Annotated in this window: 25 protein-coding genes and 1 riboswitch; of the genes, 17 read left to right on the top strand and 8 right to left on the bottom strand. The window is 58.6% G+C overall.

What is annotated here, in order from left to right:
* Positions 1–48: 48 nt before the first annotated feature.
* The 11 genes from V2S86_RS01010 to gutQ all read left to right on the top strand — a co-directional run bounded on the left by V2S86_RS01010 (position 49) and on the right by gutQ (position 10133).
* Positions 49–1338, top strand: coding sequence for an MFS transporter (locus tag V2S86_RS01010; protein ID WP_330760855.1), 1290 nt, complete (start codon positions 49–51; stop codon positions 1336–1338).
* Positions 1339–1386: 48 nt separating this feature from the next.
* On the top strand, positions 1387–2859 hold the full coding sequence (locus tag V2S86_RS01005) for a mannitol dehydrogenase family protein (protein ID WP_330760854.1): 1473 nt from the start codon (positions 1387–1389) through the stop codon (positions 2857–2859).
* Positions 2860–2968: 109 nt separating this feature from the next.
* Positions 2969–3655: a GntR family transcriptional regulator gene (locus tag V2S86_RS01000; protein WP_006318231.1), complete on the top strand. Its 687-nt coding sequence runs from the start codon at positions 2969–2971 to the stop codon at positions 3653–3655.
* Positions 3656–3906: 251 nt separating this feature from the next.
* The gene (gene fbaB, locus V2S86_RS00995) at positions 3907–4956 is read left to right on the top strand and encodes a class I fructose-bisphosphate aldolase (RefSeq protein WP_330760853.1); all 1050 of its coding nucleotides are present in this window, start codon (positions 3907–3909) and stop codon (positions 4954–4956) included.
* Positions 4957–5190: 234 nt separating this feature from the next.
* The gene (srlA, locus tag V2S86_RS00990; RefSeq protein ID WP_004941528.1) at positions 5191–5739 is read left to right on the top strand and encodes a PTS glucitol/sorbitol transporter subunit IIC; all 549 of its coding nucleotides are present in this window, start codon (positions 5191–5193) and stop codon (positions 5737–5739) included.
* A gap of 15 nt (positions 5740–5754) precedes the next feature.
* Positions 5755–6735: a PTS glucitol/sorbitol transporter subunit IIB gene (gene srlE / locus V2S86_RS00985; RefSeq protein WP_330760852.1), complete on the top strand. Its 981-nt coding sequence runs from the start codon at positions 5755–5757 to the stop codon at positions 6733–6735.
* 23 nt (positions 6736–6758) lie between these two features.
* A complete protein-coding gene (srlB, locus tag V2S86_RS00980) occupies positions 6759–7121 on the top strand; it encodes a PTS glucitol/sorbitol transporter subunit IIA (RefSeq protein WP_330760851.1) in 363 nt (120 codons plus the stop codon).
* Positions 7122–7131: 10 nt separating this feature from the next.
* Positions 7132–7911 (top strand): sorbitol-6-phosphate dehydrogenase, encoded by a 780-nt coding sequence (gene srlD / locus V2S86_RS00975; protein ID WP_330760850.1) that lies wholly within the window; start codon positions 7132–7134, stop codon positions 7909–7911.
* A 44-nt stretch (positions 7912–7955) separates the two neighbouring features.
* A complete protein-coding gene (gutM, locus tag V2S86_RS00970; RefSeq protein ID WP_330760849.1) occupies positions 7956–8312 on the top strand; it encodes a transcriptional regulator GutM in 357 nt (118 codons plus the stop codon).
* Positions 8313–8395: 83 nt separating this feature from the next.
* Positions 8396–9169, top strand: coding sequence for a glucitol operon DNA-binding transcriptional repressor SrlR (gene srlR, locus V2S86_RS00965; RefSeq protein ID WP_004951988.1), 774 nt, complete (start codon positions 8396–8398; stop codon positions 9167–9169).
* Positions 9162–10133, top strand: a complete 972-nt coding sequence (gutQ, locus tag V2S86_RS00960) for an arabinose-5-phosphate isomerase GutQ (protein WP_330760848.1) — start codon at positions 9162–9164, stop codon at positions 10131–10133. Before srlR ends, gutQ begins: the two co-directional genes overlap by 8 nt.
* A gap of 42 nt (positions 10134–10175) precedes the next feature.
* Here the strand turns inward: gutQ and V2S86_RS00955 are convergent, their stop codons facing one another.
* The 3 genes from V2S86_RS00955 to thiM all read right to left on the bottom strand — a co-directional run bounded on the left by V2S86_RS00955 (position 10176) and on the right by thiM (position 12312).
* The gene (locus tag V2S86_RS00955) at positions 10176–10634 is read right to left on the bottom strand and encodes an inhibitor of vertebrate lysozyme family protein (RefSeq protein WP_330760847.1); all 459 of its coding nucleotides are present in this window, start codon (positions 10632–10634) and stop codon (positions 10176–10178) included.
* Between the two features lie 86 nt (positions 10635–10720).
* Positions 10721–11521, bottom strand: a complete 801-nt coding sequence (gene thiD, locus V2S86_RS00950) for a bifunctional hydroxymethylpyrimidine kinase/phosphomethylpyrimidine kinase (protein WP_330760846.1) — start codon at positions 11519–11521, stop codon at positions 10721–10723.
* Positions 11518–12312, bottom strand: a complete 795-nt coding sequence (gene thiM / locus V2S86_RS00945) for a hydroxyethylthiazole kinase (protein WP_330760845.1) — start codon at positions 12310–12312, stop codon at positions 11518–11520. The genes thiD and thiM overlap by 4 nt, the downstream gene beginning before the upstream one ends.
* Positions 12313–12348: 36 nt before the next feature.
* A riboswitch (TPP riboswitch) is annotated at positions 12349–12440 on the bottom strand.
* A 68-nt stretch (positions 12441–12508) separates the two neighbouring features.
* On the opposite strand from thiM, the gene V2S86_RS00940 reads away from it, so the two are divergent.
* The gene (locus tag V2S86_RS00940) at positions 12509–12934 is read left to right on the top strand and encodes a GNAT family N-acetyltransferase (RefSeq protein ID WP_006327257.1); all 426 of its coding nucleotides are present in this window, start codon (positions 12509–12511) and stop codon (positions 12932–12934) included.
* Positions 12935–13012: 78 nt separating this feature from the next.
* Here V2S86_RS00940 and V2S86_RS00935 read toward each other — a convergent pair whose 3' ends face one another.
* Entirely contained in the window at positions 13013–14263 is a 1251-nt protein-coding gene (locus tag V2S86_RS00935; RefSeq protein ID WP_330760844.1) for a glycoside hydrolase family 68 protein, read from the bottom strand.
* 346 nt (positions 14264–14609) lie between these two features.
* Between V2S86_RS00935 and V2S86_RS00930 the strand changes: the two genes are divergently transcribed.
* The gene (locus V2S86_RS00930; protein ID WP_330760843.1) at positions 14610–15290 is read left to right on the top strand and encodes a class I SAM-dependent methyltransferase; all 681 of its coding nucleotides are present in this window, start codon (positions 14610–14612) and stop codon (positions 15288–15290) included.
* Here V2S86_RS00930 and V2S86_RS00925 read toward each other — a convergent pair.
* Positions 15267–16508 (bottom strand): MFS transporter, encoded by a 1242-nt coding sequence (locus V2S86_RS00925; RefSeq protein ID WP_330760842.1) that lies wholly within the window; start codon positions 16506–16508, stop codon positions 15267–15269. The two genes, V2S86_RS00930 and V2S86_RS00925, sit on opposite strands and share 24 nt — an antisense overlap.
* Before the next feature lie 94 nt (positions 16509–16602).
* Between V2S86_RS00925 and V2S86_RS00920 the strand changes: the two genes are divergently transcribed.
* A complete protein-coding gene (locus V2S86_RS00920; protein WP_330760841.1) occupies positions 16603–17046 on the top strand; it encodes a winged helix-turn-helix transcriptional regulator in 444 nt (147 codons plus the stop codon).
* Between the two features lie 349 nt (positions 17047–17395).
* On the top strand, positions 17396–18157 hold the full coding sequence (gene rluF / locus V2S86_RS00915; RefSeq protein WP_330760840.1) for a 23S rRNA pseudouridine(2604) synthase RluF: 762 nt from the start codon (positions 17396–17398) through the stop codon (positions 18155–18157).
* Positions 18158–18226: 69 nt separating this feature from the next.
* Here the strand turns inward: rluF and V2S86_RS00910 are convergent, their stop codons facing one another.
* Together V2S86_RS00910 and V2S86_RS00905 are read right to left on the bottom strand one after the other, a co-directional pair.
* Positions 18227–21298 carry an autotransporter outer membrane beta-barrel domain-containing protein gene (locus V2S86_RS00910; RefSeq protein ID WP_330760839.1) on the bottom strand — a complete coding sequence of 1024 codons (3072 nt, stop codon included), beginning with the start codon at positions 21296–21298 and terminating at the stop codon, positions 18227–18229.
* 230 nt (positions 21299–21528) lie between these two features.
* Entirely contained in the window at positions 21529–21843 is a 315-nt protein-coding gene (locus V2S86_RS00905; RefSeq protein WP_006318086.1) for a hypothetical protein, read from the bottom strand.
* A 179-nt stretch (positions 21844–22022) separates the two neighbouring features.
* Here V2S86_RS00905 and V2S86_RS00900 point away from each other — a divergent pair, with 179 nt between their 5' ends.
* A complete protein-coding gene (locus tag V2S86_RS00900; RefSeq protein ID WP_330760838.1) occupies positions 22023–22655 on the top strand; it encodes a response regulator transcription factor in 633 nt (210 codons plus the stop codon).
* Positions 22652–24433, top strand: coding sequence for a hybrid sensor histidine kinase/response regulator (locus V2S86_RS00895; RefSeq protein WP_330760837.1), 1782 nt, complete (start codon positions 22652–22654; stop codon positions 24431–24433). The genes V2S86_RS00900 and V2S86_RS00895 overlap by 4 nt, the downstream gene beginning before the upstream one ends.
* A 39-nt stretch (positions 24434–24472) precedes the next feature.
* Here the strand turns inward: V2S86_RS00895 and V2S86_RS00890 are convergent, their stop codons facing one another.
* Positions 24473–25306 (bottom strand): enoyl-CoA hydratase/isomerase family protein, encoded by an 834-nt coding sequence (locus V2S86_RS00890; protein ID WP_330760836.1) that lies wholly within the window; start codon positions 25304–25306, stop codon positions 24473–24475.
* Positions 25307–25311 lie beyond the last annotated feature (5 nt).

Below are 25311 nucleotides of genomic sequence, written 5' to 3'. Positions count from 1 at the left end.
CCTTGCAGACAACAAAGCATCAAAACTAGAAATATATGGAGTGCTTTCATGTTTAAAAACCTGCGTTGGACCATAGTATTCCTGCTGTTCATGGTCTTTATGATCAACTACCTCGACCGCGTCGCGCTGTCGATTACCGTCCCGATGATCGAAAAAGATCTGATGCTGAACGCCGAGCAGTTCGGCCTTATCTTCGGCAGCTTCTTCTTCGGCTACGCCATCTTCAACTTCATCGGCGGGCTGGCGGTCGACAGGTACGGCCCGACGCTGGTGCTCGGCATCGCCGTGGCCTTATGGTCAATCTTCTGCGGCATGACGGCGTTCGCCACCGGCTTCTATTCGATGCTGATCCTGCGCATTCTGTTCGGCATGGCCGAAGGGCCGATCAGCTCTTCCGCCAACAAAATGATCAATGGCTGGTTCCCGAAGAAACAGGCGGCCACCGCCATGGGTCTGCTCAGCGCCGGTTCGCCTTTGGGCGGCGCGGTAGCCGGGCCGATCGTCGGCTATCTGGCGTTGGCGTTCGGTTGGCGAATGGCGTTCATGATCATCGGCGCGATCGGCATCGTCTGGATGCTGGTGTGGTTCTTCGTGGTGGCGGATAACCCGGCCAAGAGCAAGCACGTCAGCGAAAACGAGCGGGCACTGATCAACAGACTGAAAGAGGAAAAAATCAGCGAAGAAGAAGAGCTGAGCGACGCCGCGCATGGGTTGGGCTACTACCTGAAGCAGCCGATCATCCTGGTCACCGCGTTCGCCTTCTTCTGCTACAACTACATCCTGTTCTTCTTCCTGAGCTGGTTCCCGGCGTATCTGGTGCAGGCGCACAACCTGAACATCAAGGAAATGAGCCTCACCACCATGATCCCGTGGATTGTCGGCTTCGTTGGATTGGCGCTCGGCGGCTATATCTCCGACAAGATTTTCAATATCACCGGCAAGCTGCTGCTGTCACGCAAGATCGTCCTGGTGACCAGCCTGTTGGCGGCGGCCATTTGCGTAGCATTCGCGGGCACCGTCAGCAGCGTGGTGCCGGCGGTGATACTGATGTCGGTCTCCATCTTCTTCCTGTATATCACCGGGGCCATTTATTGGGCGATCATTCAGGACGTGGTGCATAAATCCCGGGTCGGCGGCGCCAGCGGCTTCGTTCATATGATCGGCAGCGTATCGGGGATCATTGGCCCGGTAGTGACCGGTTATATCGTGCAGAACACCGGCAAGTTCGACAGCGCCTTTATCCTGGCCGGCGGCGTGGCCGCGCTCGGCGCCGTGCTGGTGTTGCTGGTGATCAAGGCACCGCGCAATGCCGCGCAACCGCAGATCTCGAAACACTAACCCCTGCGGGGCGGCCAACCTCGCCCCGCTCTTTCAGAGATTTTCAGCATGATACTTTCCAGCAACAGCGCGCTGCCGGCGGCAATTGCCCAGCCAGGTTACGCCCGTGAACGCATAAAGCCCCGCATTGTCCACCTCGGCTTTGGCGCCTTTTTCCGCGCACATCAGGCTGTGTATGCCGAGCAGTTGGCCAACGATCACGCCGGCGACTGGGGTTACTGCGTGATCAGCATGCATAACGGCCAGCAAAAAATCGCCGATCTGCAGCAGCAGGATTTGTTGTACACGGTGGCCGAAATGGACGGCAACGGCTGGCGCGGCAGGACGATCGGCGTGATCAGGCAGGCGCTGCACCTGCAGGTCGACGGGTTGGCAGCGGTGCTCGACGCCATGGCGCAGCCAGAAATTGCCATAGTTTCATTGACCGTCAGCGAGAAAGGTTATTGCTACCAACCTGCCAACGGCCAGTTGATGCTCGATCACCCGGACATTCAACACGACATTGCCAACCCGCGGCGGCCGCGGTCCGCGCCGGGGCTGATCCTGGCTGCGCTGCGATTGCGCCGGGAGCGCGGCCTGCCGGCGTTTAGCGTGATGTCCTGCGACAACATGCCGGCCAACGGCCAGGTAACCCGCAACGTCGTCGCTCAACTGGCGCAGCGGCAGGATGCCGGGTTGGCCGACTGGGTGCGGCAAAACGTCCGTTTTCCTTCCACCATGGTAGACCGCATTGTCCCGGCGGTGACGCCGGAAACCCAAGGCCAGTTGCAGGCATTGCTGGGCGGCGTGAGCGATGCGGTCGGCGTGGCCAGTGAGCCATTCCGCCAATGGGTGATCGAAGACGACTTCCCGCAGGGGCGGCCTGAGTGGGAGCGCGCGGGTGCCGAGCTGGTCAGCGACGTGCTGCCGTATGAGGAAATGAAGCTGCGGATGCTGAACGGCAGCCACTCGTTCCTTGCCTATCTCGGTTATCTGGCCGGTTATTCGCACGTCAGCGACTGCATGCAAGATGAGGATTTTGTCCGCGCCGCTCGCCATTTGATGTTGGCGGAACAGGCGCCGACGCTGCAGGTAAGCGGTGTCGATTTGGCGCATTACGCCGACTCGCTGTTGCAGCGCTACCGCAACAGCGCGTTGAAACACCGCACCGGGCAGATCGCCATGGACGGCACGCAAAAATTGCCGCAACGCCTGCTGGATCCCATTCGCCACCATCTGGCGCACGGCAGCCGTTTTGACGCCTTGGCATTGGCCGTGGCCGGTTGGATGCGTTACGTCGGCGGCCTGGATGAACAGGGCCGGCCGATAGAAATCAGCGATCCGTTGCGCGAACGCATTGCCGATTTGGTGGCGGGCAGCGAGGAAGGCCCACCGCGCGTGCTTGCGTTGCTCCAGTTGGAACGGGTATTTGGCCATGACCTGCCGGACAGCCCACGCTTCGTCAGCGCAGTAACCCAGGCCTATTTGGCGCTGTTGGATAAGGGAGCAAAAGCCGCCGTCGCCGGATTAGCGGTTAGTTGATAGATCGATTGAAATTCATCAGGCTGCGGCGGGATTTATCCGCCCGCAGCCCCAAGATAATCTGCTAGTATGGTGGCATTCACAGCAAGTCGGGTCACTGATTGTCGCCATGTCCGAATCCTACAGCCTCACCAACACCCTTCCGGTCAACCAGCAAATTTACCGTTTCCTGCGTAAAGACATTGTCGACTGCACCATTCCGCCCGGCACGCTGCTTTCCGAGAAAGAAATTTCCACCCGCTTTAGCGTTTCGCGCCAGCCGGTGCGCGAGGCCTTTATCAAGCTGGCGGAAGCCGGTTTAGTGCAGATACTGCCGCAGCGCGGCACTTTCGTGATGAAGATTTCCGCCAAGCGGGTGGCCGACGGGCGCTTTATCCGTCAGGCGGTGGAATGCGCGATCGTCCGCCGCGTGGCGCAGCGGATCACGCCGGAACAGCTGATGACGCTGGAGCACAATTTGCATCGCCAGGAATTGGCGGCGCAAAACCAACAGACGCGCGAGTTTTTGACGCTGGACGATGAGTTCCACCAGCTGCTGACCCAGTTCGCCGACTGCCCGCTGGCCTGGGAGACCATCGAAACCATCAAGGCCACCATGGACCGGGTGCGTTTTCTCAGCCTGAGCGAGGTGTCGCCGCCGGAAAGCTTGATCCAGCAACATTATCGGATCTTTGCCGCGCTGAAGGCTCAAGATGCGGACGCCGCCGAACGCGCCATTCATGAGCACTTGCAGGAGATGATCTACTCTATTACGCCGATCGCCCTGCAAAACACCGAGTGGTTTGATATCGAGTAATCAGCCCGTTACCGCGCCGGGGGCGATCGCCCTCGCGTATTTTCCCCTGCAAATGGAATTTCCTCTCAATCGCATCTATTGTTTCTCCTTGCCAAAGGAAATTCAGTAGTCTCGTTTTTTCAGCTTTAATCACCGCTGTCTGCTATGCCGGTGACCCAATATCCCCTATGGCTTTCAAGTTGCAGCCAGGGCTTGAAAGACGACGGGGATGGCATTGCCGGTGTATGAGGGAGCTAAATCGGGAGTTAATCATGACTGATATCGCGCAGTTGTTAGGAAAGGAAGCGGAAGACCTGTTGCAACACCGCTGTACCACCATCCCTGCTGAAAATCTGTACCTGCCGGGCGCCGACTTTGTCGACCGGATAATGCTCGATAACAACCGCCCCAACACCGTCCTTCGCTCCATGCAAACCCTGCTCAACCACGGCCGCCTGGCCGGCACCGGTTATCTGTCGATTCTGCCGGTCGATCAGGGCATTGAACACTCGGCGGGCGCTTCTTTCGCCGCCAATCCCTTGTATTTTGATCCGAAGAACATCGTGGAACTGGCAATCGAAGCCGGCTGTAACTGCGTCGCCTCCACCTACGGGGTGCTGGCGTCGGTCTCACGCCGCTACGCCCACAAAATTCCGTTCCTGGTCAAACTGAACCATAACGAGACCCTGAGCTACCCGACCCAATACGACCAGACGCTGTATGCCAGCGTCGAGCAGGCTTTCAATATGGGAGCGGTCGCGGTCGGCGCAACCATTTACTTCGGCTCCGAGCAATCTCGCCGCCAGATCGAGGAGATCTCCGCCGCCTTCGAACGCGCGCACGAGTTGGGCATGGTCACCGTACTCTGGGCCTATCTGCGTAACCCGGCGTTCACCAAAGACGGCGTGGATTATCATTCCAGCGCCGATCTTACCGGCCAGGCCAACCATATTGCCGCCACCATCGGCGCCGATATCGTCAAGCAAAAAATGGCGGAAAACAACGGCGGCTACCGCGCAGTAAAATTCGGCTATACCGATGACCGCGTCTACAACAAGCTGACCACCGATCACCCGATAGATCTGGTGCGTTACCAGTTGGCCAACTGCTATATGGGCCGCGCGGGCTTGATCAACTCCGGCGGCGCCGCCGGTGAAAACGACCTGCAGGAATCGGTGCGCACTGCCGTCATCAACAAGCGTGCGGGCGGCATGGGCCTGATCCTGGGACGCAAGGCGTTCAAGAAATCGATGAAAGAAGGCGTGGCGCTGATCAACGCGGTGCAGGACACCTATCTGGACAAGAACGTCACCATCGCCTGATCCCTTCTCCAGCCCTCACAGCCCGGTACGCCGGGCTTTTTTGTGCCCGTCTTTCGTCAATCCTTTCGCTTCATCCTCACTTTTCTTTCATTTTTAACTTTCATAATAAAATATTTATCTTTCGAAATGTGATCTATATAAAACAAATGAATCCATAAAGTGATTAGTGTAAGGCCCATGGCGACAGAGCCGCTTTTCGCTCCAGGCCATATCGTCCATCACAGGAGAGCAATAATGATTGAGCTAATCACCCACGGCGCCGAGTGGTTTATCGGCCTGTTTCAGAAAGGTGGTGAAGTGTTCGTCGGCATGGTGACCGGCATTTTACCTTTGTTAATCAGCCTGTTGGTTATCATGAATGCGCTGATAAAATTTGTAGGCCAGGAACGTATCGAACGATTGGCGCAGCGCTGCGCGGGCAACCCGGTATCGCGCTATCTGCTGCTGCCGCTGATCGGTACCTTTGTTTTCTGTAACCCGATGACTCTCAGTCTCGGGCGCTTTATGCCGGAGAAATACAAGCCCAGCTACTATGCGGCGGCGTCCTACAGCTGCCACTCGATGAACGGTCTGTTTCCGCACATCAACCCTGGCGAGCTGTTCGTTTACCTCGGTATCGCCAGCGGGCTGACGACTCTCGGCCTGCCGCTTGGGCCGCTGGCGGTGAGCTATTTCCTGGTCGGGTTGTTCACCAACTTCTTCCGTGGCTGGGTAACCGACCTCACCACCAGTCTGTTCGAACGCAAGATGGGCATCCGCCTGGATCGCCAGGTGCAACTTTAATCCGTGGAGTGCAGCATGAGTGCTTATATCCGTATTGAGAAAGGTGCCGGCGGCTGGGGCGGCCCGTTGGAGATTGCTGTCGAACCCGGCAAAAAAGTGGTGTACATCACCGCCGGTACACGTCCGGCGATCGTCGATCGGCTCAGCGAGCTGACCGGCTGGCCGGCAGTCGACGGCTTTAAAGAGGGCGAACCGCCGGCGGAAGAGATTGGCGTGATGGTGATCGACTGCGGCGGTACCCTGCGCTGCGGATTGTATCCGAAGCGCCGCATCCCGACGGTCAATATCCACGCCACCGGCCAGTCCGGCCCGCTGGCGCAGTTTATCCTCGAGGACATTTACGTCTCCGGCGTACGCGACCACAACATCAACCTGGTGGCGTCGGCAGCCGATACGGCGCAAAAGGCCCCCGCCCCACAGCCAAAAGGGCGTGATTACGACACCAGTAAAAAAATCACCGAACAGAGCGACGGCCTGCTGGCCAAGGTCGGTATGGGCATGGGTTCGGTGGTGGCGGTGTTCTTCCAGGCCGGGCGCGACACCATCGACACGGTGCTGAAAACCATCCTGCCGTTTATGGCGTTCGTCTCGGCGTTGATCGGCATCATCATGGCCTCGGGTCTGGGTGATTTTATCGCCCACGGCCTGACGCCGCTGGCCAGCAGCCCTATCGGCCTGGTGACACTGGCGCTGATCTGTTCCTTCCCGCTGCTGTCGCCCTTCCTCGGGCCCGGCGCGGTGATCGCCCAGGTGATTGGCGTGCTGGTCGGGGTGCAAATCGGTCTCGGCCATATTCCGCCGCAGCTGGCGCTGCCCGCGCTGTTTGCGATTAACGCGCAGGCGGCCTGCGACTTTATTCCGGTCGGCCTGTCGCTGGCGGAAGCCAAACAGGACACCGTGCGGGTCGGCGTGCCGTCGGTACTGGTCGGGCGTTTCCTGACCGGTGCGCCAACGGTACTGATCGCCTGGGCCGCGTCGGCCTTCATCTATCAATGACAGTGTTTTGCAGGGAAAAGATCATGCATACCATTTTCCACACCACCATTACGCAGATTGGCGGCAGCGCCCGTGAGGCATTGCACGATGACATGCTGATTACCTTCCGCGAAGGCGCGCCGGCGGACATTGAAGAGTTTTGCTTTATCCATCGGCACGGCGACACCGCCGGCGAACTGCAGGTCGGCGGCTGGATGGAGCTGGCGGAGCAGCGCTATCCGATCACCGCCGTCGGCAGCGTCGCGACGCAAAACCTGCGTGAACTGGGCCATGTCACCGTGCGCTTCGACGGCATAACCCAGGCCGAGTTTCCGGGTTCGATCCACGTTTCCGGTGCCACGCCGGCTGATATCCCGTTAGGCAGCACGCTGAAATTTATTGCATAAGGAGTAGACCATGTCTGAAGTAGCGGTAGTGATTGGCGGCGGCCAAACCTTGGGCGCGTTTTTATCCCACGGCCTGGCGCAGGCGGGTTACCGGGTCGCGGTGGCCGATTTGAACGCGGACAATGCCCGGCAGGTGGCGCAACAGATTAACCATGAGTTCGGTGCGGGCCGCGCCCAGGCTTTCCAGGCCGACGCCACCGACGAGCAGAGCGTCATGGCGCTGGCGGCGGCGGTTGACCAGGCGTTCGGCCAGGCCAATCTGCTGGTTTACAGCGCCGGTATCGCCAAGGCGGCGCCGATCACCGACTTCCTGCTGGGGGATTTTGACCGCTCGCTGCAGGTCAATCTTGTCGGTTATTTTCTGTGCGCCCGCGAGTTTTCCCGCCTGATGATCCGCGACGGCGTCGCCGGGCGTATCATCCAGATCAACTCTAAATCCGGCAAGGTAGGCAGCAAGCACAACTCCGGTTACAGCGCGGCCAAGTTCGGCGGCGTGGGGCTGACCCAGTCGTTGGCGCTCGATCTGGCGGAATACGGCATTACCGTGCATTCACTGATGCTCGGCAACCTGCTGAAGTCGCCGATGTTCCAGTCGCTGCTGCCGCAATACGCGCAAAAGCTGGGGATCGAGCCGGATCAGGTCGAAAAATATTACACCGACAAGGTGCCGTTGAAACGCGGCTGCGACTATCAGGACGTGCTGAACACCCTGCTGTTTTATGCCAGCGACAAGGCGTCTTACTGCACCGGCCAGTCGATTAACATCACCGGCGGTCAGGTGATGTTCTGATGTGATCGCCTCCCCCTCCGGTGGAGGGGGATTAAGGAGGCATTATGACTCAAGCATTGATTATCTTCGCCGTACTGGCCTGGCTGCTGCAAATCGGCCTCGGCGGGTGGCAAATCCGCCATTTCAACCGCGCCTTCGATCGCCTGTGCCGGCAAGGCCGCGTCGGCGTCGGGCGCTCCGGCGGCCGTTTTCAACCCCGGGTCGTGCTGGCGCTGGCTTTCGATGCCGAGCGGCGAGTGTGCGGCAGCCTGCTGATGCGCGGCCTGACCATCTTCGCCCGTCCGCAGCCGCTCACCCATTTGCACGGCCTGCATCAACAGGATTTGCACCCGGATGTGATCTTCCCCGAGGATCGCGCATGTCGGGCTGCACTATCGTTAGCGATTGCCCCTAAATCATGATATTTTCACATTAAAAGACATTACCTTTCATATTGAATTGTTCGCTGAAGGGAAATGCCCACCTCTTGTGAACGGGAATCGCGATGAAACCAAAGCAGCGGCAGGCCGCTATCCTTGAATATCTGCAGCGGCATGGCAAAACGGCAGTGGACGCCCTGGCCGAACATTTCTCCACCACCGGCACCACCATCCGCAAGGATCTCACCCTGCTGGAAGACGAAGGCGAGGTGATACGCACCTACGGCGGCGTGGTGCTCAGCCGCGACGACGGCGACCAGCCGATCGACCGTAAAACCCATATCAACAGCGAAAAGAAACGCCAAATCGCTTACGCCGCCATCAAGCTGATTAACGACGGCGACTCGCTGATTTTCGACGCCGGCAGCACGGTGCTGCAAATGGTGCCGCATCTGGCGCAGTTCAATAACATCACGGTGATGACCAACAGCCTGCATATCGTCAACGCGCTGGTGGAGCTGGACAACGACCAAACCATCCTGATGCCCGGCGGCACCTACCGCAAAAAATCGGCCTCGTTCCACGGCAGCCTGGCGGAGTCGGCGTTCCAGAAGTTCAGCTTCGACAAACTGTTTATTGGCGCGGACGGGGTCGATCTCAACGCCGGCGTCACCACCTTTAACGAGGTGCACAACGTCAGCAAGGCGATGTGCGAGGCTGCCAGCCGCATTATCCTGCTGGTGGATTCGTCGAAATTCGGCCGCAAAAGCCCAAACGTGGTGTGCGACCTGAGCGCCGTGGATACGCTGATCACCGATAAAAACATCAATCCGGATTACCTCGCCGCGCTGCAAGCGAAAGGCATCAATATCATTCTGGTAGGAGATTCCGATGAGTAACGCTACTGCCCTGCTGGCCTTTGCCCGCGAAACGCTGGAAATTGAGCTGACCGAAGCGCAGCGCCTGCTGGCGCGCCTGGACGACAATTTCGTCTGCGCCTGCGAACTGCTGTTGAACTGCCGGGGCAAGGCGGTGATTTCCGGCATCGGCAAATCCGGCCATATCGGCAAAAAAATTGCCGCCTCGCTGGCCAGCACCGGCACTCCGTCGTTCTTCGTCCACCCTGCGGAGGCGCTGCACGGCGATCTCGGCATGATCGGCGCCGACGACGTGGTGGTGTTTATCTCCTATTCCGGCCGCGCCAAGGAGCTGGATTTGATCTTGCCGCTGTTGGCGGAAAATAACATCCCGGTGATCGCCATTACCGGCGGCAAAGAGTCGCCGCTGGCGCTGGCCGCCGCCTGCGTGCTGGACATCAGCGTCGAACGTGAGGCCTGCCCGATGGGGCTGGCGCCCACCTCCAGCGCGGTCAATACGCTGATGATGGGCGACGCACTGGCGATGGCATTGATGCGCCAACGCGGGTTCAACGCCGAAGACTTTGCCCGTTCCCATCCGGGCGGCAGCCTGGGCGCACGCCTGTTGAATCGGGTACACCACCTGATGCGCACCGGCGATCGCCTGCCGCAGGTCAGTGAAAACGCCAATGTGATGGAAGCGATGCTCGAACTGAGCCGCACCGGGCTGGGATTGGTACCGGTGTGCGATGCGCAGCAAAAAGTGGTGGGGGTGTTTACCGACGGCGACCTGCGCCGCTGGCTGGTGAAAGGCAATAGCCTGCAGGATGCGTTGGGCCCGGCCATTACCCGCCCCGGCTACCGCTTGCCGGAACAGTGGCGCGCCGGAGAAGCGCTGGAGGCATTGCACGAACAGCACATCAGCGCCGCGCCGGTGGTCAATCTGGATGGCGTGCTGGTGGGCGCGATCAACCTGCACGATCTGCATCAGGCCGGCATTGGCTGAGTGCGTTACCTCGGGGCGCAGGCAGTTGCGCCCCAGGTCGTTTTATTTCCAGTCGGGATTGCTCTCGAACTGTTTTTTCAGCAGCGCCTTCATGTTTTCGTCCGGCTTGCCCAGCCATTGGTATTTGGCGTACTGCTTCGGATGATCAACCGCTTCCGGCTTATCTGCCACCTCGACGCGCACGCCCCAGGCCTGGGATTTGTCTTCTTTAAACGCCACGATCAAAAAGTTGTTGGCGCAGTCGTGCGGCTTGCACAGATTGCCCACCAGGTAGTTCTGCCCCTTCCAGCTCAGGCTTTGCGCCGGAGTGGAAGTGCCCATCCCCTTGCGCGCCCAGCCCGGCAGGCGAGCCTGCCCCTTCACCATGTTCTGCCAGCTGGTTTGATAGCCCGGCTGCTGGATCACGTCCGAGGTGGTAACAATCTGCTGGGCAACGCTGCCCGCACTGAGGCTGAGTAACGCGCCGAAGATGGCGCAGCGAAGTGCGTTTTGTCCTGTCATGGCCTTCTCCCTTGGTTAAATCCGCTCGTACCCGGCGAGCGCCGGGCATGGATCCAGTCTGACCACAACAACGACAAAAAGTTGAATCACCACCACGCGTGAAAATGATGTACCGGCCCGATACCGTGCCCCACTTCCAGGGTATCTGCCTGCTGCAATGCCTTTTGCAGATAGTCCTTGGCGGCGGCGACCGTGCCGGCCCAGTCTTCATGACGCGGGCGCAACGCAGCCAGCGCAGCGGAAAGCGTGCAGCCGGTGCCGTGCGTATGACGAGTCGCCACGCGCGGTGCAGTGAAGCGCAGTTCCTGCCCCGCGCTGAACAACCAGTCCGGGCTTTCGTTTTCGCTGAGGTGGCCGCCCTTCATCAGCACCGCCTGGCACCCCATGGCCAGCAACGCCCGGCCCTGTTCGCGCATCTGTTGCTCATTTTCCGCCGGGGCGCACGCCAGCAGGGCCGCCGCCTCCGGCAGGTTCGGCGTGATGATCGACACCTGCGGCAGCAGTTCGCGGCGGATAGACTCTACCGCCTCCGGCGCCAGCAGGGGATCGCCGCTTTTCGCCAGCATCACCGTGTCCAGCACCACGAACGGCGGCCGGTAATGCCGCAGGCGTTCGGCCACCGCCTGCACGATATCGGCGTTGGCCAGCATGCCGATCTTGGCGCTGTCGATGCGCACGTCGCTGAATACCGAATCCAACTGGGCGGCGACAAACGCCGGATCGATGTTATATACCGACTGTACGCCACGAGTATTTTGCGCCACCAGCGCGGTGATCACGGAAGTGCCGTAAGCCCCCAGTGCAGAAAAGGCTTTCAGATCGGCCTGGATGCCGGCGCCGCCGCTCGGATCGGTGCCGGCGATGGTCAAAGCGTTAATCCGTTTCATTGCAGCTCCTCCGCACGCAGTTGATACAGGGCGTCGAGGAACGCCGGGGTAAAGCTGCCCGGCCCCGTAGCCCGGTGCGTGGCCCGCTCGCCGCAAAGCGACATCACCCGGCAAGCGGTCGCGACGTTGTCCAGCCGATCGCCCGACAGGCTGCAAAATGCCGCCACCACCGCCGACAGCGCGCAACCTGTGCCCACCACCCGCGTCATCAGCGCATCGCCACCGGCGACCGCCCAGTCGCGCCGGCCATCGGTGATGTAATCCACCACGCCGGTTACCGCCACCACCGCGCCGCTGAGCTGCGCCAGTTCCCGTGCCGCCGGCAAAGCCGCCAGCGAGTCGTCGGTGCTGTCTACGCCGCGCCCGGCGCTCTGCCGGCCGCTCAGCGCCATAATTTCAGACGCGTTGCCCCGGATCGCCGCCGGCTTCTCGCCCAGCAAACGACGGGCAAAGGCGGTGCGGTACGCCAACCCGCCTACCGCCACCGGATCCAGCGTCCAGGGCGTTCCCGCCAAATTGGCGGCTTCTACCGCCACCAGCATGGATTCGGCGCGCGAGGCATTGAGAGTACCGATGTTGATTAACAGGGCACTCGCCATCTGGCTGAACTGCGCCGCTTCGGTCGGTTCCACCACCATCGCCGGGGAAGCGCCAAGCGCCAGCAATACGTTAGCCGTCAGCTCCTGCACCACTTCGTTGGTCAGGCAGTGAATCAGCGGGGGCTGTTGTTTGAATTGGGTCAGACAGGCCGCGGCGCGGGCGCCGGGTAAAGCATCAGGTCGAGCGAACATATTCCTCCCAACCGGCGTTCAAGAAGGCGGGTACCGGTTGGGGCACCGAGACTTCCCTACGCTGGCATAATCCAGATCAGGTAATACGGGTAAAATCTCAGCCCCTTGGGGCACCCCGAGTCAAGGAGGCCATTATTGGGGTTGCTGCCGGTGAGGTCAATCGCGCTATAGTGTCAAAAAACAAAAAGGAGCTGCCATGCAAACAAGACCCTACCGAGAAGCCGATCGCCCGTTCTTGCGCACCCTTTATCTGGCTGCGCGCAAGGCGGCGTTCACGTGGCGCGATACCGAAGATTACCGGCTGGAGGATTTCGACCGCTCGACGCTGGGCGAGGATATCTGGGTGGCGGAAGATCAGGGAAAACTGCTGGGGTTCGTGTCGATCTATCGCCAGGATAACTTTATTCACAACCTGTATGTCGATCCTCACTTGCCGCCACGCGGCGTCGGCACGGCCCTGCTGCAAGCGGCGGAGCGAACCTTTACCGCGACCGGCTCGCTGAAATGCCTGGTGAAAAACGAGAAGGCGCTGGCGTTTTACCATAAGCATGGCTGGCAAAAGATCACCACCGGCAACGACGGCGGCGAAGAATACTACCTGCTGCATTCGCCTAAAAAATAGTCTTGTCTGCTGTGAACCAAACCTGAAAAGGCCTGACATCGTCAGGCCTCTGGAGCGGCTCAGGCTACAAGCCGCGGGTTACCCTTGCAAAACGATATCCTGCATCGCAGGGATATAACCGTAATCATAGACCTCGCGTACAAAGGAACGGTCGCCTTCCAGCACAATGCGTACCGTTGGCGCCTCAGTCCCGCCGATACGGTAATCTTCGCCGACGGTCGGCACGCTGTCGATAAACGACGTCACCAAACCATTCGGCATCACGCAGTGCGAATACGTCTGGAAAGGCTGTTCCGGCGGGTTACCCAGTACCAGGCCTGAGGCGTTCATCGGCGTGTAAGGCCCGGTCAGGCTATCGCTGACAAAACCGTATACCCCATCCGGCCCGGTCAGCCCTTCGGCATAGGTGAACTTATGGCTGATGGTGAACAGGTAATACTTGCCGTCCTGGAACACGTAGTGCGGGCGTTCGGTCTGATCGTTGACGCCCACCGCCGTGACCAGCGGCGGCAAAATCTCCCACTCTTCACCGCTGTGATCCTTCGCCACCGCCAGGCCGATACAGCCCACCTGGAAACGTGCGCCGCCCACCTCTTCATGGCCCGGCGGCACCAGCCCCAACTCATCCGGACCAACCACATGCGAACCGCGATCGCCGGCTACGTTGCCTTCGAACACCATATACAGCTTGCCATCCTGCGGATCGATAAACGGGCTTGGGTCACGGAAGTTCCAGTAGGCATTCTGCGCTTCGGTCTGGTAATACACCCCATCGGCCTCGAACAGCGATTTCACCTCGTTGAAGTCCTGCAGTTGCACGCCGTCATCCGACGTCACAATGCGGCCGCGCACTTTGGCAATGGTGGCACCCGGTGTCACGCAGGTGTAATACAGGTCGATGTCGCCTTCGTTATTCAACAAGATCGGGGTACCGGCCCATTCACGCGTCGTCGGTGAAACCCCTTCCGCCATCACCCGGCCGCCGAAGATCCAGTCTTTGCCGGTACGGGAATACCAGTAACACATGCGTGCACGGCCGTGGCGATCTTCCCAGTCACGCTTGATGTCGTAATTGCCATTGCCATCAATATACTGGGGGTCATGCGGATGGCGATCGGCGGTCAGCGTCAAAATCACTGACCAGCCGTTGACGGAGACCACGGTGCCATCCAGGGTGCGCAGCGGCATGGTGTCCCAAATGAACACGCTGTCACTCATTACCGGAAAATCGGCGCTCACCAAAGGTTGCGTGGTGGTCGGATCCTTTTCGTTGACTTTCAGCGCCTCTGCGCGGGTCCAAATGGTCGGTTTGTAATTTACGTTTGTCATAATGATTTCCTCTTAGCAAGTAGGCTCCCCCATGCCGGGAACGACGGCGGCAGGAGCACGATGAGCGCGGCAAAATTTGGCACGCTGCGGCTGATGAGTGGCCGTGTCGCTATATTGCTAAATCGGTTTGGCTAATGCATGCGGTTAGGTTTGTGTGAGGCGCCAGACAAACCCTAAAGGTAAGAATGGCGAAATGAGTGGGTTAAGAGAGGGACAACCGGGTTAGCCGCTGTGAGCCGAGAGCCTTTCAGCGCTGCCAAACGTCAATGCAATAATGCGAATGGATTTCATTTGCGTTAAAGACTATCCTCCGGTTTATCTCTTACAGGCTATTCAAGGAATGGACATGCAACATCAAACGGATACCCGTTTCCCGGACGCCGCGGCGGCGGACTACGATCGCCGTATTCTGACGCTGGTACCCGGCTATCAGTTCGCCCAGTCGCTGCTGACCGCCACCCTGGCGCAGACGTTACCGCCGCAGGCGCGGCTGCTGCTGGCCGGTTGCGGCACCGGCAGCGAACTGATTGCGTTGGCGGATATCGGCCCGCAATGGCTTTTCAGCGCCGTGGAACCTTCCGCCGGCATGCTGGCGGCTGCACGAAGCAAGGCGGAAATGGCAGGCTGTGAACCGCGAGTCACCTTCCACCAGCAACTGCTGTCTCAGGCGCCGCAAGGGCTGCACGACGCCGCCGTTTGTTCGCTGGTGCTGCACTTTATTGCCGATGACGGCGCCAAGCAGGCCTTCCTGCAACAGTTGGCCGCACGGTTGTCGCCAGGTGCGCCGCTGCTGCTGTTCGACTATCAGCCGGATGGCCTGCCGGTCAGCCACTATCAGCATTGGCTGCAAAGCGCCGGGCATTCCCTCGACGGCGCACGTGAGGTGATTGAACGCACCCGCAGCAACTGGCATCCGCTAACGGCGCAGCGCGCCCGATTGCTGCTGACGGAAAGCGGTTTTACCTCACCGCAGTTGCTGTGCGACGCGCTGGGTTTCCGGCTGTCATTGCTCTACCGCCGCGCCTGAGGCCGGCATGCCACGCAGCGTCAGCCACCAGAACAGCAAGGCGACCAGGCTGACGCCCGCCCCCAACCAACACACGCCGGGCCAACCCGCCACGGCGTAGACATGGGTGCTGGCAAAGGCACCCAACCCACTGCCCACCGCGTAAAACAGCATATAACAGCCCACCAACCGGCTGTGGGCCTGCGGGTGTGCGCTAAAAATCATGCTCTGGTTCAGCACGTGAATCGCCTGCCCGGCCAGATCGAGCAACACAATGCCGACCACCAGCCACGCCAGGCCGTAGCCCAGCATGCCGAGCGGCAGCCAGGCCAGCACCAACAACAGCAGGCAGACACCGCTCGCCACTTGCCCCAATCCGCGATCCGCCAGATGCCCGGCGCGCACCGCCGCCAGCGCACCCACCGCCCCGACCAAACCGAAGGCGCCAATCACCGAATGTGAAAAATTGAACGGCGCCTGGCTGAGCGGCAGCACCAGCGCGCTCCAGAAGATACTGAACGCGCCAAACATCAGCAGCGCCAGCATGCCGCGAATTTGCAGCGTGCGATCGCGCAGCAATAAAGCCAGCATCGAGTGCAGCAAGGCCGGATAACTGAGCGTCGACAGCGGCGTGCGCGGCGTTGGCAACAGGCGCGACAACACCGGCAACAGGATCAACGTCACCGCAGCCGAGAAAAAATAGACCGCCCGCCAGCCGCCAATATCTGCCAGTGAGCCGGACAAGGTTCGCGCCAACAACAGGCCCAGCACCACCCCGCCTTGCGCTGCGCCCACCACCCGCCCGCGTTCATGCGGTGCCGCCAGCGTGGCGGCAAAGGCGACCAATCCCTGAGTCATGGCGGTGCCGAGCAGCCCCACCAGCAGCATGCCCGCCAGCAATAGCACACTGCTGTGCGCCCAACCCACCATGCACAGCGCGGCCATCAACAACAGTTGCTGTATCGCCAACAGCCGGTGGCGATTAATCAGATCCCCCAACGGCACCACCAGCAACAGAGCCAGCGCACAGCCAAGCTGGGTAGCGGTGATCACCATCCCCACCGACGCCAGGCTGATGTTGAAATCATGAGCGATCGCATCCAACAGCGGCTGGGCGTAATACACGTTAGCCACGCTGAAAGCGCTGGCCCCGGCCAGCAGCAGCACCAGCGAAACGGGTAGCCGGCTGAGCGCAGGGCTTTGCGGCGGACAGATCGGATCCAGCGTTTTGTCACTCATCGTTCACCCTTAAAGTGGTTTCATTATTAAACCCAATGAACTTTACGCGTGGAGGTTTTATAATGCAACCAGATATCATGAAGGAAACTGAGCCATGAAACGCAAAAGTCTGGAAGATGCGCAGTGTCCGGTAGCACGTACGCTGGATGTGATCGGCGATTGGTGGTCGTTGCTGATCGTGCGCGACGCCTTTGACGGCATACGCCGCTTCAGCGAGTTTCAAAAAGGGTTGGGAATGGCGAAGAACATTCTCTCCACCCGCCTGCGCACGCTGGTGGCGCACGGCATTTTGGACATAGCGCCCGCTTCGGACGGCAGCGCCTATCAGGAATATATTCTCACCGACAAGGGCCGCGCCCTGTTCCCGGTGATCGTCGGCCTGCGCCAGTGGGGGGAAGATCATCTGTTTGCGCAGGGCGAGGCGCACTCGCATCTGGTGGAAAACGACGGCGGTCAACCTATCCCGCGCATGACGCCAACCGGCCACGGCGGGCAAACTCTTACGCCGCTGAATACCAGAGTGGTGAAGGTGGAATGAGCATCAGCGTCGCAATGGCCCCGCTGTCGGGCAAACCTACCGAGGAAGGTCATCGTTGAACCTTGTACGCCTGAAATCAGAGTATCGGCATGCATAAAAGACCAAAAGTGTCAGATATGACACTTTATGGCTAATAGAGATAACCTTTGAATCGGCAGAGCCACTAAAGAAACAAAACAGTTCAAATATGACACTTTATGGTTTCCGGCAGAACAACGTGAAGCCGTGCTCAGGTACGTGGCAAGGAGAATAACCTTGCTTGGCGTGACCGAGCTTAAAACGACGTGAACGTGCCCCGGCCTTGCAACGCCCCCTGCGTAAGGTATAGTCCGCGTTTTACGGGGAAACCATGCTGACTCAATCATCCATTCGCCTTAACAAATACATTAGCGACAGCGGCATCTGTTCCCGTCGCCATGCCGATCGTCACATCAAACTGGGCAACGTTTTTATCAACGACAGGCTGGCCGCCGTGGGCGCACAGGTATTTTCAGGGGACAGGGTGAAGGTCAATGGTCAGCAAATCGCGCCACGTAACGCGGATGATCTGGTGCTTATCGCGCTCAATAAGCCGGTTGGCGTCCTCACCAGCATGGGCAAGCACGAGCGGGATAACCTCGGCGATTTCGTTAACCACAGCCAACGCACCTTCCCTATCGGCCGCCTGGATAAGGCCTCACAGGGGCTGATTTTTCTGACCAATCAGGGTGAACTGGTCAACAAGATCCTCCGCGCCGGCAATAATCACGAAAAAGAGTACCTGGTCACCGTAAACAAACCGCTGACCGATGCGTTTATTCAGGGTATGGGAGCGGGTGTGCCGATATTGGGTAAAGTGACCCATCCATGCCAGGTGGAGAAAGAAACCTCGCAGGTGTTTCGCATCACGCTGGTTCAGGGGCTTAATCGCCAGATTCGCCGCATGTGCAAATATTTCGGCTATGAAGTCACCAAACTCGAGCGCGTACGCATCATGAATGTCGATCTTACCGGGCTGGCGCTGGGCGAGTGGCGGGATTTTACCGAGGATGAACGGCTCGAATTATTTAAGCTGATAGAACACTCTTCGTCCGAAGAGCCTTACCCTGCGGCACAAGAGCGCCGAAGCTGAGATATCGCCAGGTAACACCCCGTTGCCCGGCGACATCTCGATACCACAGGAACCTAATTCCTCAGCAAATCAGAATGACCATTTGATGTTGGCATTGACCGCATTAACCTGAGTATCGGAACCGTATTGCCCCTGATAACCGACGGCCAGCGTGGTGGATCGCGACAGCTTCACGCTCACCCCGACATCAGCCACCATCAGATTGTCATCAACCGCCTGCCCCTGGGTGACGAAAGCGTCACTGCCGGCAAATGCCATGCGCGATGAGGTATTTTTATCGCCGTAGGCATGCTGCCAACCCAGTGAGCCGTAAAGGCTGACGTTTTTCGGCAACTCTTTGATACCGCGCACGCCCAATGTCGAATAGAACGTATTCATCGTTTCATTGCGGACGCTAAGTGCGGCGGCGCCGCCCTTTTCCTGGAAGTTATCGGTGTGCAGGCGGATGTAGCTCAGATTGATAAAGGGTTCGACGTTCGCGTCCGGCTGACCGAAACGGTAGCCCGCTTCGGTGAACGCCAGCAGCGAGTCGGCGTCGTAATCCGCCTTGAGCCGATCGGAGAAATTGCCGAAATCAACGTTGCGCTCATTCTCAAGCCGATGCCAGGTGTAACCCAGCGCACCGCGCAAGGAGAAGGCATCCTGCTGCCCTGCGGCATACAGACCCAGGTGGTAATTGTCGCTGTCGGACTTGGAGCGGCGGCTAGCAATATCGTAATCGCCGCGGCTATACCCGAAATATCCCCCAACGCGGATACTGTGGTCAGTGAGCTTGCGATCGGCACCGATCAGGAAACCGCTGGTGTTACCGTCCAGTTTCCCCACGTTGTCGTTACCGCTGTTTCTTGTCCAGGAGCCGAAGGTTTGCCCCCATACGCCGTTATTTTCGGCATTGGCCGGCTGAACCAGCGTCATCGCCAGCGGTGGAACGGGCAGCGCATCATTATCAAACGCGCGCAGCATGCGCTGATTCAGGACATTGAACAATTGGGTGCTGCCGGCGATCAGGTTTGACTGAATGGAGGGATAAACTTCACCTGACAGTTGATTGAATGCGTCGCGGGCTTCCGGCGCGTTCAACAACAGCAAGGAGTTGTATAAGGCCAGTGAAGGGCCGCTCTGCGCCAACGTCGACAGGGCGCCGGCGGTATTCCACTGGTTGCCGGTTTGCGCCACCGTTTGGAAAATACCGGGCTTGTTGCCGCCCTCACCTGGATTGCCGCCCTCACCTGGGTTGCCGCCCTCGCCTGGGTTGCCGCCTTCACCTGGGTTACCGCCTTCACCTGGGTTACCGCCTTCACCTGGGTTACCGCCTTCACCTGGGTTACCGCCTTCACCTGGGTTACCGCCTTCACCTGGGTTACCGCCCTCGCCTGGGTTACCGCCTTTTTGCGCAATCGTCAGATCCACGGCATTCGTACTCTGGTTGAGCGCCACGTCCAAAAAGGCAGATTTTGAGATAGCCTCGGCGAAGCGGCCGTCAATCCCGCCCTCCGAGGTTAAAATGCGATAGCTTTGTCCTGTCTTATAACTGGTTTGCGGATCCAGCGCGGTAACCTGCACTTTGGCCTGCTCGCTGATGGTGGTTTTACCCGCGACGACCAGTTTGTCGCTGCTACCGTCGCCGGCGATATCGACGTCGTAGAAAGATTCACCGAGGAAATTCAGATAGCGTTTCAGCGTAAGCGTGCCGATATTGCCGTCGCCGGGGGAAATATGCCCGCCGGACTGGATCTCGGTCTGGCCCAGGGTGCCGTTACCGCCCAAGGTACCGCCGGATTTGATCGACGCGGCGCTGCTGTAACCCAGGCCATTGCTGACGTCAGAACCGGCCGTGCCGTTGAGGATCAAGGTACCGCCGTTCTCGGCGCTCAGCGTCTGCACATCGAAAGGACTGTCTTCTGGTTGCGTATTGATATCGCCGGCGATGATGATTTTGCCGCCCCGCGCGGTCACATTCGCCTGGAGCTGGGTCAGATCGCCGCTCAGGGTCGTGCGCCCGGCGGTATTGATCACCTCGCCTTCCCCCATCATCTTGTTGCGGAAGTCGTAGTTGTCGGAAGTATGGTTAAAGTAAACATAGCTGCCGAACAAGCCGCCCCGCAGGTTGATCGCCGTCTGAGCATCGACAGTGCCCGCACCACCCGCCGCGCCTAGCGTGGGTTCTGTCAATCCGGTGCCGGTATCCATATTGCCGCGGCTGCCGATGATCAGCGCGCCTCTGTTCGAGCCGGAGCCGGTATCGCCCAACCGCAGTTCGTTTGCACCGGCGGAAAACTCGCCGCCGTCAACGACCGACAGCACGCCGTTGCCGTAATCCCCCACGTTGACATGGCTCCCGCTGGTAAAGCGCGATCCGTCGCCGGCGATGTAGAGTTCGGCGGTTTTACGCGCGCCGGAGACGCCCGCCACCTCGATGCTACCGACGTTGACCGCGCCGCCGTTCAGCACGTCCAGATCGCCGTAGAGCGTGAGCGCACGGCCGACATGCCACTGCGAATTCGCCCCCGTAACCGTGGCTTTCGGGCTTAGCTTATCGGTCTCGCCGGGCCCGGAACCGTTGCCGATGCGCGCATCGAACGTGGTGTTCAGCACCGCGCCGTCTTCAATCGACAGAGTGGATCGGGCCCCCAGATCGGTGCCGACGCTGAGAAAATTGCTGATGACTCTGGAACCGGCGCCCGTCGCGACAAGATGGCTGTCGTAGCCGCGGTTGGAGCCGACGACGATCTCTTTCGCGCTGGCCAGCGCCCCTTCTTCCACCCGCAATGCGCCCAGCCCCAGATTAATATTGCCGTGCATGACGGATGGGTCATTGATGGCGTTCAATACCGCATTCGGCCCTTTGACCGTAACCGAACTTTCATAAATTTGACCATTGGCGCGGGTGCCGATATTGATGTTATAGGCATTGACTTCACCATTATCGATCAACAGGTTCCCACCTTGATTACGGCCGACATAAACATTGCCTGCGTAACTCAAAGGTTCCGTAATGCGGGAGTCGCCATCAAAAATAGCATCATCGGCGCGCGCCATATCGGCGGGCCCAATCAATATCAATGGCGCGGAAAAAAGTGCGAGGTAAACTTTGGAAAGCGGTTTTTTTACCGCTAAGTGGTGCGATGTTTGATCTTTCATGTTCTCTCTCCGGCCCAATTATCTTGATGCCATCAAAGTTATTATTTATATGAAAAACTCAATGCATTAGAGGATGCGTGGTGCGTTATTCACGAACACAGAGGGCGAGCACAGAGGGATTGTCATCGAGACGCCGGCTTATTGCCCCCCAGCGCCAATGCCCCGATGCCAAAATTATGGGGACTGCGGATCAGTCCTGATTGCCAACTCCGGCTCGCGCCTGAGGCGAATTATTTATGCGTGACGACAGGAGTACAGCTCGGTGCGCTCAATGATGGCGCCGAACCTAAAATACCCGGCATCATCAGCGATGAGCAGTCGAAAATACGGCCTTTCTCGGTGGTGGCGCGGTAAGAAAGTTTTTGCCCGCCCAGGGCATCGGGCTGAGCGCCATTGACATTGGTCACAGTTATTTCATCCGATGAGCCCAGGCCCAGCATTTTAGCCGTTTCCGCCTGCAACAAGGGTATTGCCTGATCGGTTTTCAACGTTGAACAGCCGGCGACCAGTAAAGTAACGGCTACAGCGATAAGTGGTTTTTTCATAAATTATCCTTTGTAACCAGACAGTTCCAATCGCTGAATGGTTTTATGTTTTACCTTATCCAAATCCCCGAATAATATATTTCCCTTTCTTAAGTTAAAAAACCCTCCTAAAGTAGGGAGGGTTGATAATAACGAGTCATCGGAGCCAATCTGGTACGTTTACACGAAAGGAGATCTCTTTGGAGCAGGATTATGCACTGGTTGTCGATGACCATCCGTTGGTGGCAAGCGGCATCGCCAATTACCTGAATACGCATTGTCGTTTTAAACATGCCTATGTGGTAACCAACGAAGCTAATTGTTATCGCCACATTCTGGAGAATGGCGCCCCGCGCTTAATGGTCATCGACTTTTGGTTGTCCGAGGGGACGGCGTTAAAGTTACTCAAAGAGCTAAAAAACCAGTATTCGAAGATTCGTTTTCTGGTGGTCAGCGGCGATGAGAACAATGAAATATGGCAAAAGGTGCGTGATGCCGGCGGGCACGGTTTCGTACTTAAAAATGAGCCACCTGAATTATTCGCCGAAGCCGTTTCCGCTCTGATTGAAAATCGACAATGGTTCCCTCTGGAACACGGGGAATGTGTAACCAATGCTCACAGTCATCTGCAAAAATTCAATTTAACCCCGCGGCAAATAGATGTATTAATCATGATGATGCGCGGTTTCCCCAATAAGCGAATAGCTTCGCAGTTGTCTATTTCCGAACCCACGGTTAAAGAACACATCAGCAACATTCTCAAAAAAATAGGCGTAAACAGCCGGGTGGAAGCCATCACCCTGCTGCATGGCAGGCAGGATCATTCGCAATGAAATTACTTCAATCATTACAAAATGATGAAATCTCCCCACGCGCGCAGATCCGCCTGCTGGACAATACCTTCATGCGGTTGGTCTTCAGCTTTACCGCCGTGCCCTTTGTCGGTATTCCTTTCGCCATTTGGCTCTATTTATTGGGGAAAGAACTCACGCCGATTATTGTCTGGATACTGATATATTTTCTCTGCGCATTGGCCATCAGATTATGGCATCGCCGCTATCGTCATGATACTCAGAAAAATAATGCCAGCACAGTGATTAGCCGTTGGTTGCCGCGCATTAATAACGTCGCCTTCGTGCATGGTTTGGGTATTTCATCCTTATATTTAATCGCCCCAGAAAAAAACAGCTTCGATTTTTTCCTGTTATTAAACATCAGTATCGCGGCCATCGTCGCCGCCAATGCAACCCATCTGACGCCGGTCATCAGCACCTTTACGCGCTTTTTCTTCGCCTCCTGGGGTGTGCTTAATCTTGGCATTATCTGGCGACTGGGCGATGTCATGCCGATCGTGCTGATGCTCAATTTGCTTTATGGGTTCGCCATTTACCGGCACGCATTAACCTCGCATGCCTTCTTTATTCAGCAAGCCCTGCTCGAAGAGAAAAGCTCGCGCCTTGCGGAACAATTTCGGCAGGCCAAAGAAGAGGCGGAACAAGCCTTGCTGGACAAAAACCAATTCTTGACCACCGCCAGCCATGATTTGCGCCAGCCGGTACACGCGATGGGCTTTCTGATCGAGGCCATCATCCATAAGAATCGCGACGCCACGCTGATCCCTCAGCTGTTGGATCTGCAACAAAGCGTGCGATCGGTGCATCTTATGTTCAATTCGCTGCTCGATCTCAGCAAAATTGAGTCCGGCAACGTCAGTACGGCGACCACCCATGTGGACATTGGAACGCTACTGGATTCGGTGATCACCCTGTTCCGCGAAGAGGCCAACAGCCGGGCATTATCATTGCGCACATGGCGACCCAAACGGCGGATTTGTGTGATGGGCGATCAATTGCTCATCCGGCAATCGCTGATCAACCTGATACAAAATGCGCTGCGTTATACGCAAGCAGGCGGCGTATTGATCGCGATCCGCCCACGGGGCGAAGAATGCCTGATCGAAGTGTGGGACACCGGCGTCGGCATCGCCGACGAAGAGAAAGGTAAAATCTTTTCCCCCTATTATCGCCCCGAGCTAGCGTGGAAAATCGACAGCGCCGGCCATGGATTGGGGCTGGCGGTGGTGGCGCGCTGCGCCAAATTGATGAAGGTGAAATACGGCATGCGCTCCATTGAAGGCAAAGGATCGCGTTTCTGGATGCGCTTTGCCTTGTATACCGGCGAAGAGCACCCGCCGGAAAGCGTTAACAGCTACGCCAACACCGGCGCCCCAACCCGCTATGAGTCATTGAGTGGCGCCTGCCTGGTGGTGGACGATGACCCGCTGGTGACCTCCGCCTGGGAGAGTTTGATGAGCACCTGGGGCATCACCGTGCGCTGCGCGGCTTCCGCCGAGGAGGCTTTTGCGATTATCGACGAAGGCTTCTCGCCTTTCGCCGTGCTGTGCGATCAACGGCTCCGCTCCGGCGAGAGCGGCTTCGATATCTTGAAAGCGCTGTTTGAGCGCCTGCCGGATACCAGCGGCGCCATGGTCAGCGGGGAATTCAACTCGCCGGTTCTGCAAGAGGCCGAGCAGGAAGGCTACCTGGTATTGAGAAAACCGCTGGAGCCGGCGAAACTGCATGCGTTGTTGAGCCAGTGGGCGAGTAGTTAGCGAACACAGACTGGCTCCCGGCCCCACCGCCAAAACACCTTAAACGCCAAGCCCGCGCAGCAGGCCCTCGAGGTTGCGCTCACCCTCTTTAGTCTGGGCGCCGGCCTTAAGCCCTCCGCGAATCAGCTGCTCCGCTGCCGGGCGGGCAAACAAACCCGCCCAGGCTTGGTGCTCGCGCTGAAAACCCGCCCGCAGGTCCGGCGCGGGCATCGCCTGCTTGGCCGCCGCGATAACCCCGGCATGCAATGCCGCGATGTTACGCGCTAGCCGATCGACGAACGCATCGAGCTCGGCGGCGGGCAATACGCGGTTAATCCAACCGTAGCGCTCTGCGGTTGCCGCGTCGATAAGATCGGCGCCAAGGACCACTTCAAGCGCGCGGCCGCGCGTCATGCGGCTCGTCAGATATTGGGTCGCACCACCGCCGGGCGTAATGCCCATCAGGGCTTCGCACTGGGCAAGCCCCGCCCGCCCTTCCGCGGCGAAGGCCATGTCGGCCGCCGCAACGAATTCTGCGCCGCCGCCGCGCGCCAGACCGGCCAGCTTAACGAGGGTGACCTGCGGTTGGCTGCGCATCAGTTCGCCAAAGGCCTGGAACGGATTCAGCCCCTCCGGCGCGTTGCGCGCCAGTTCATCGAAGGCGTGCGGCTCATCGATCAGGGTCATATCAACATGCGCAATGAAGAACTCGGGATCCGCGCTCTGGAAAACCAGCACGCGCGTGTCCGGATCGTCGCGTACCGAGAGCAATAGACGACTCATTTCCGACATCAGAGCCACATCAAGCACGTTTACCGGCGGATTATCGATAGCGATCGTCAATACACCGTGCGCGTGAGACAGCCTGAGCTTGCTGAAATCTGTATCTTTCATATCAA

The organism is Serratia sp. C2(1) (genome assembly GCF_036352655.1).
Classification (GTDB): domain Bacteria; phylum Pseudomonadota; class Gammaproteobacteria; order Enterobacterales; family Enterobacteriaceae; genus Serratia; species Serratia inhibens.
This window is presented reverse-complemented; position numbering and strand designations above follow the sequence as displayed.

Coding starts and splice junctions, on each gene's coding strand:
- V2S86_RS01010 (WP_330760855.1), top strand. CDS start 49: ATGTTTAAAAACCTGCGTTGGACCATAGTATTCCTGCTGTTCATGGTC.
- V2S86_RS01005 (WP_330760854.1), top strand. CDS start 1,387: ATGATACTTTCCAGCAACAGCGCGCTGCCGGCGGCAATTGCCCAGCCA.
- V2S86_RS01000 (WP_006318231.1), top strand. CDS start 2,969: ATGTCCGAATCCTACAGCCTCACCAACACCCTTCCGGTCAACCAGCAA.
- fbaB (WP_330760853.1), top strand. CDS start 3,907: ATGACTGATATCGCGCAGTTGTTAGGAAAGGAAGCGGAAGACCTGTTG.
- srlA (WP_004941528.1), top strand. CDS start 5,191: ATGATTGAGCTAATCACCCACGGCGCCGAGTGGTTTATCGGCCTGTTT.
- srlE (WP_330760852.1), top strand. CDS start 5,755: ATGAGTGCTTATATCCGTATTGAGAAAGGTGCCGGCGGCTGGGGCGGC.
- srlB (WP_330760851.1), top strand. CDS start 6,759: ATGCATACCATTTTCCACACCACCATTACGCAGATTGGCGGCAGCGCC.
- srlD (WP_330760850.1), top strand. CDS start 7,132: ATGTCTGAAGTAGCGGTAGTGATTGGCGGCGGCCAAACCTTGGGCGCG.
- gutM (WP_330760849.1), top strand. CDS start 7,956: ATGACTCAAGCATTGATTATCTTCGCCGTACTGGCCTGGCTGCTGCAA.
- srlR (WP_004951988.1), top strand. CDS start 8,396: ATGAAACCAAAGCAGCGGCAGGCCGCTATCCTTGAATATCTGCAGCGG.
- gutQ (WP_330760848.1), top strand. CDS start 9,162: ATGAGTAACGCTACTGCCCTGCTGGCCTTTGCCCGCGAAACGCTGGAA.
- V2S86_RS00955 (WP_330760847.1), bottom strand. CDS start 10,634: ATGACAGGACAAAACGCACTTCGCTGCGCCATCTTCGGCGCGTTACTC.
- thiD (WP_330760846.1), bottom strand. CDS start 11,521: ATGAAACGGATTAACGCTTTGACCATCGCCGGCACCGATCCGAGCGGC.
- thiM (WP_330760845.1), bottom strand. CDS start 12,312: ATGTTCGCTCGACCTGATGCTTTACCCGGCGCCCGCGCCGCGGCCTGT.
- V2S86_RS00940 (WP_006327257.1), top strand. CDS start 12,509: ATGCAAACAAGACCCTACCGAGAAGCCGATCGCCCGTTCTTGCGCACC.
- V2S86_RS00935 (WP_330760844.1), bottom strand. CDS start 14,263: ATGACAAACGTAAATTACAAACCGACCATTTGGACCCGCGCAGAGGCG.
- V2S86_RS00930 (WP_330760843.1), top strand. CDS start 14,610: ATGCAACATCAAACGGATACCCGTTTCCCGGACGCCGCGGCGGCGGAC.
- V2S86_RS00925 (WP_330760842.1), bottom strand. CDS start 16,508: ATGAGTGACAAAACGCTGGATCCGATCTGTCCGCCGCAAAGCCCTGCG.
- V2S86_RS00920 (WP_330760841.1), top strand. CDS start 16,603: ATGAAACGCAAAAGTCTGGAAGATGCGCAGTGTCCGGTAGCACGTACG.
- rluF (WP_330760840.1), top strand. CDS start 17,396: ATGCTGACTCAATCATCCATTCGCCTTAACAAATACATTAGCGACAGC.
- V2S86_RS00910 (WP_330760839.1), bottom strand. CDS start 21,298: ATGAAAGATCAAACATCGCACCACTTAGCGGTAAAAAAACCGCTTTCC.
- V2S86_RS00905 (WP_006318086.1), bottom strand. CDS start 21,843: ATGAAAAAACCACTTATCGCTGTAGCCGTTACTTTACTGGTCGCCGGC.
- V2S86_RS00895 (WP_330760837.1), top strand. CDS start 22,652: ATGAAATTACTTCAATCATTACAAAATGATGAAATCTCCCCACGCGCG.
- V2S86_RS00890 (WP_330760836.1), bottom strand. CDS start 25,306: ATGAAAGATACAGATTTCAGCAAGCTCAGGCTGTCTCACGCGCACGGT.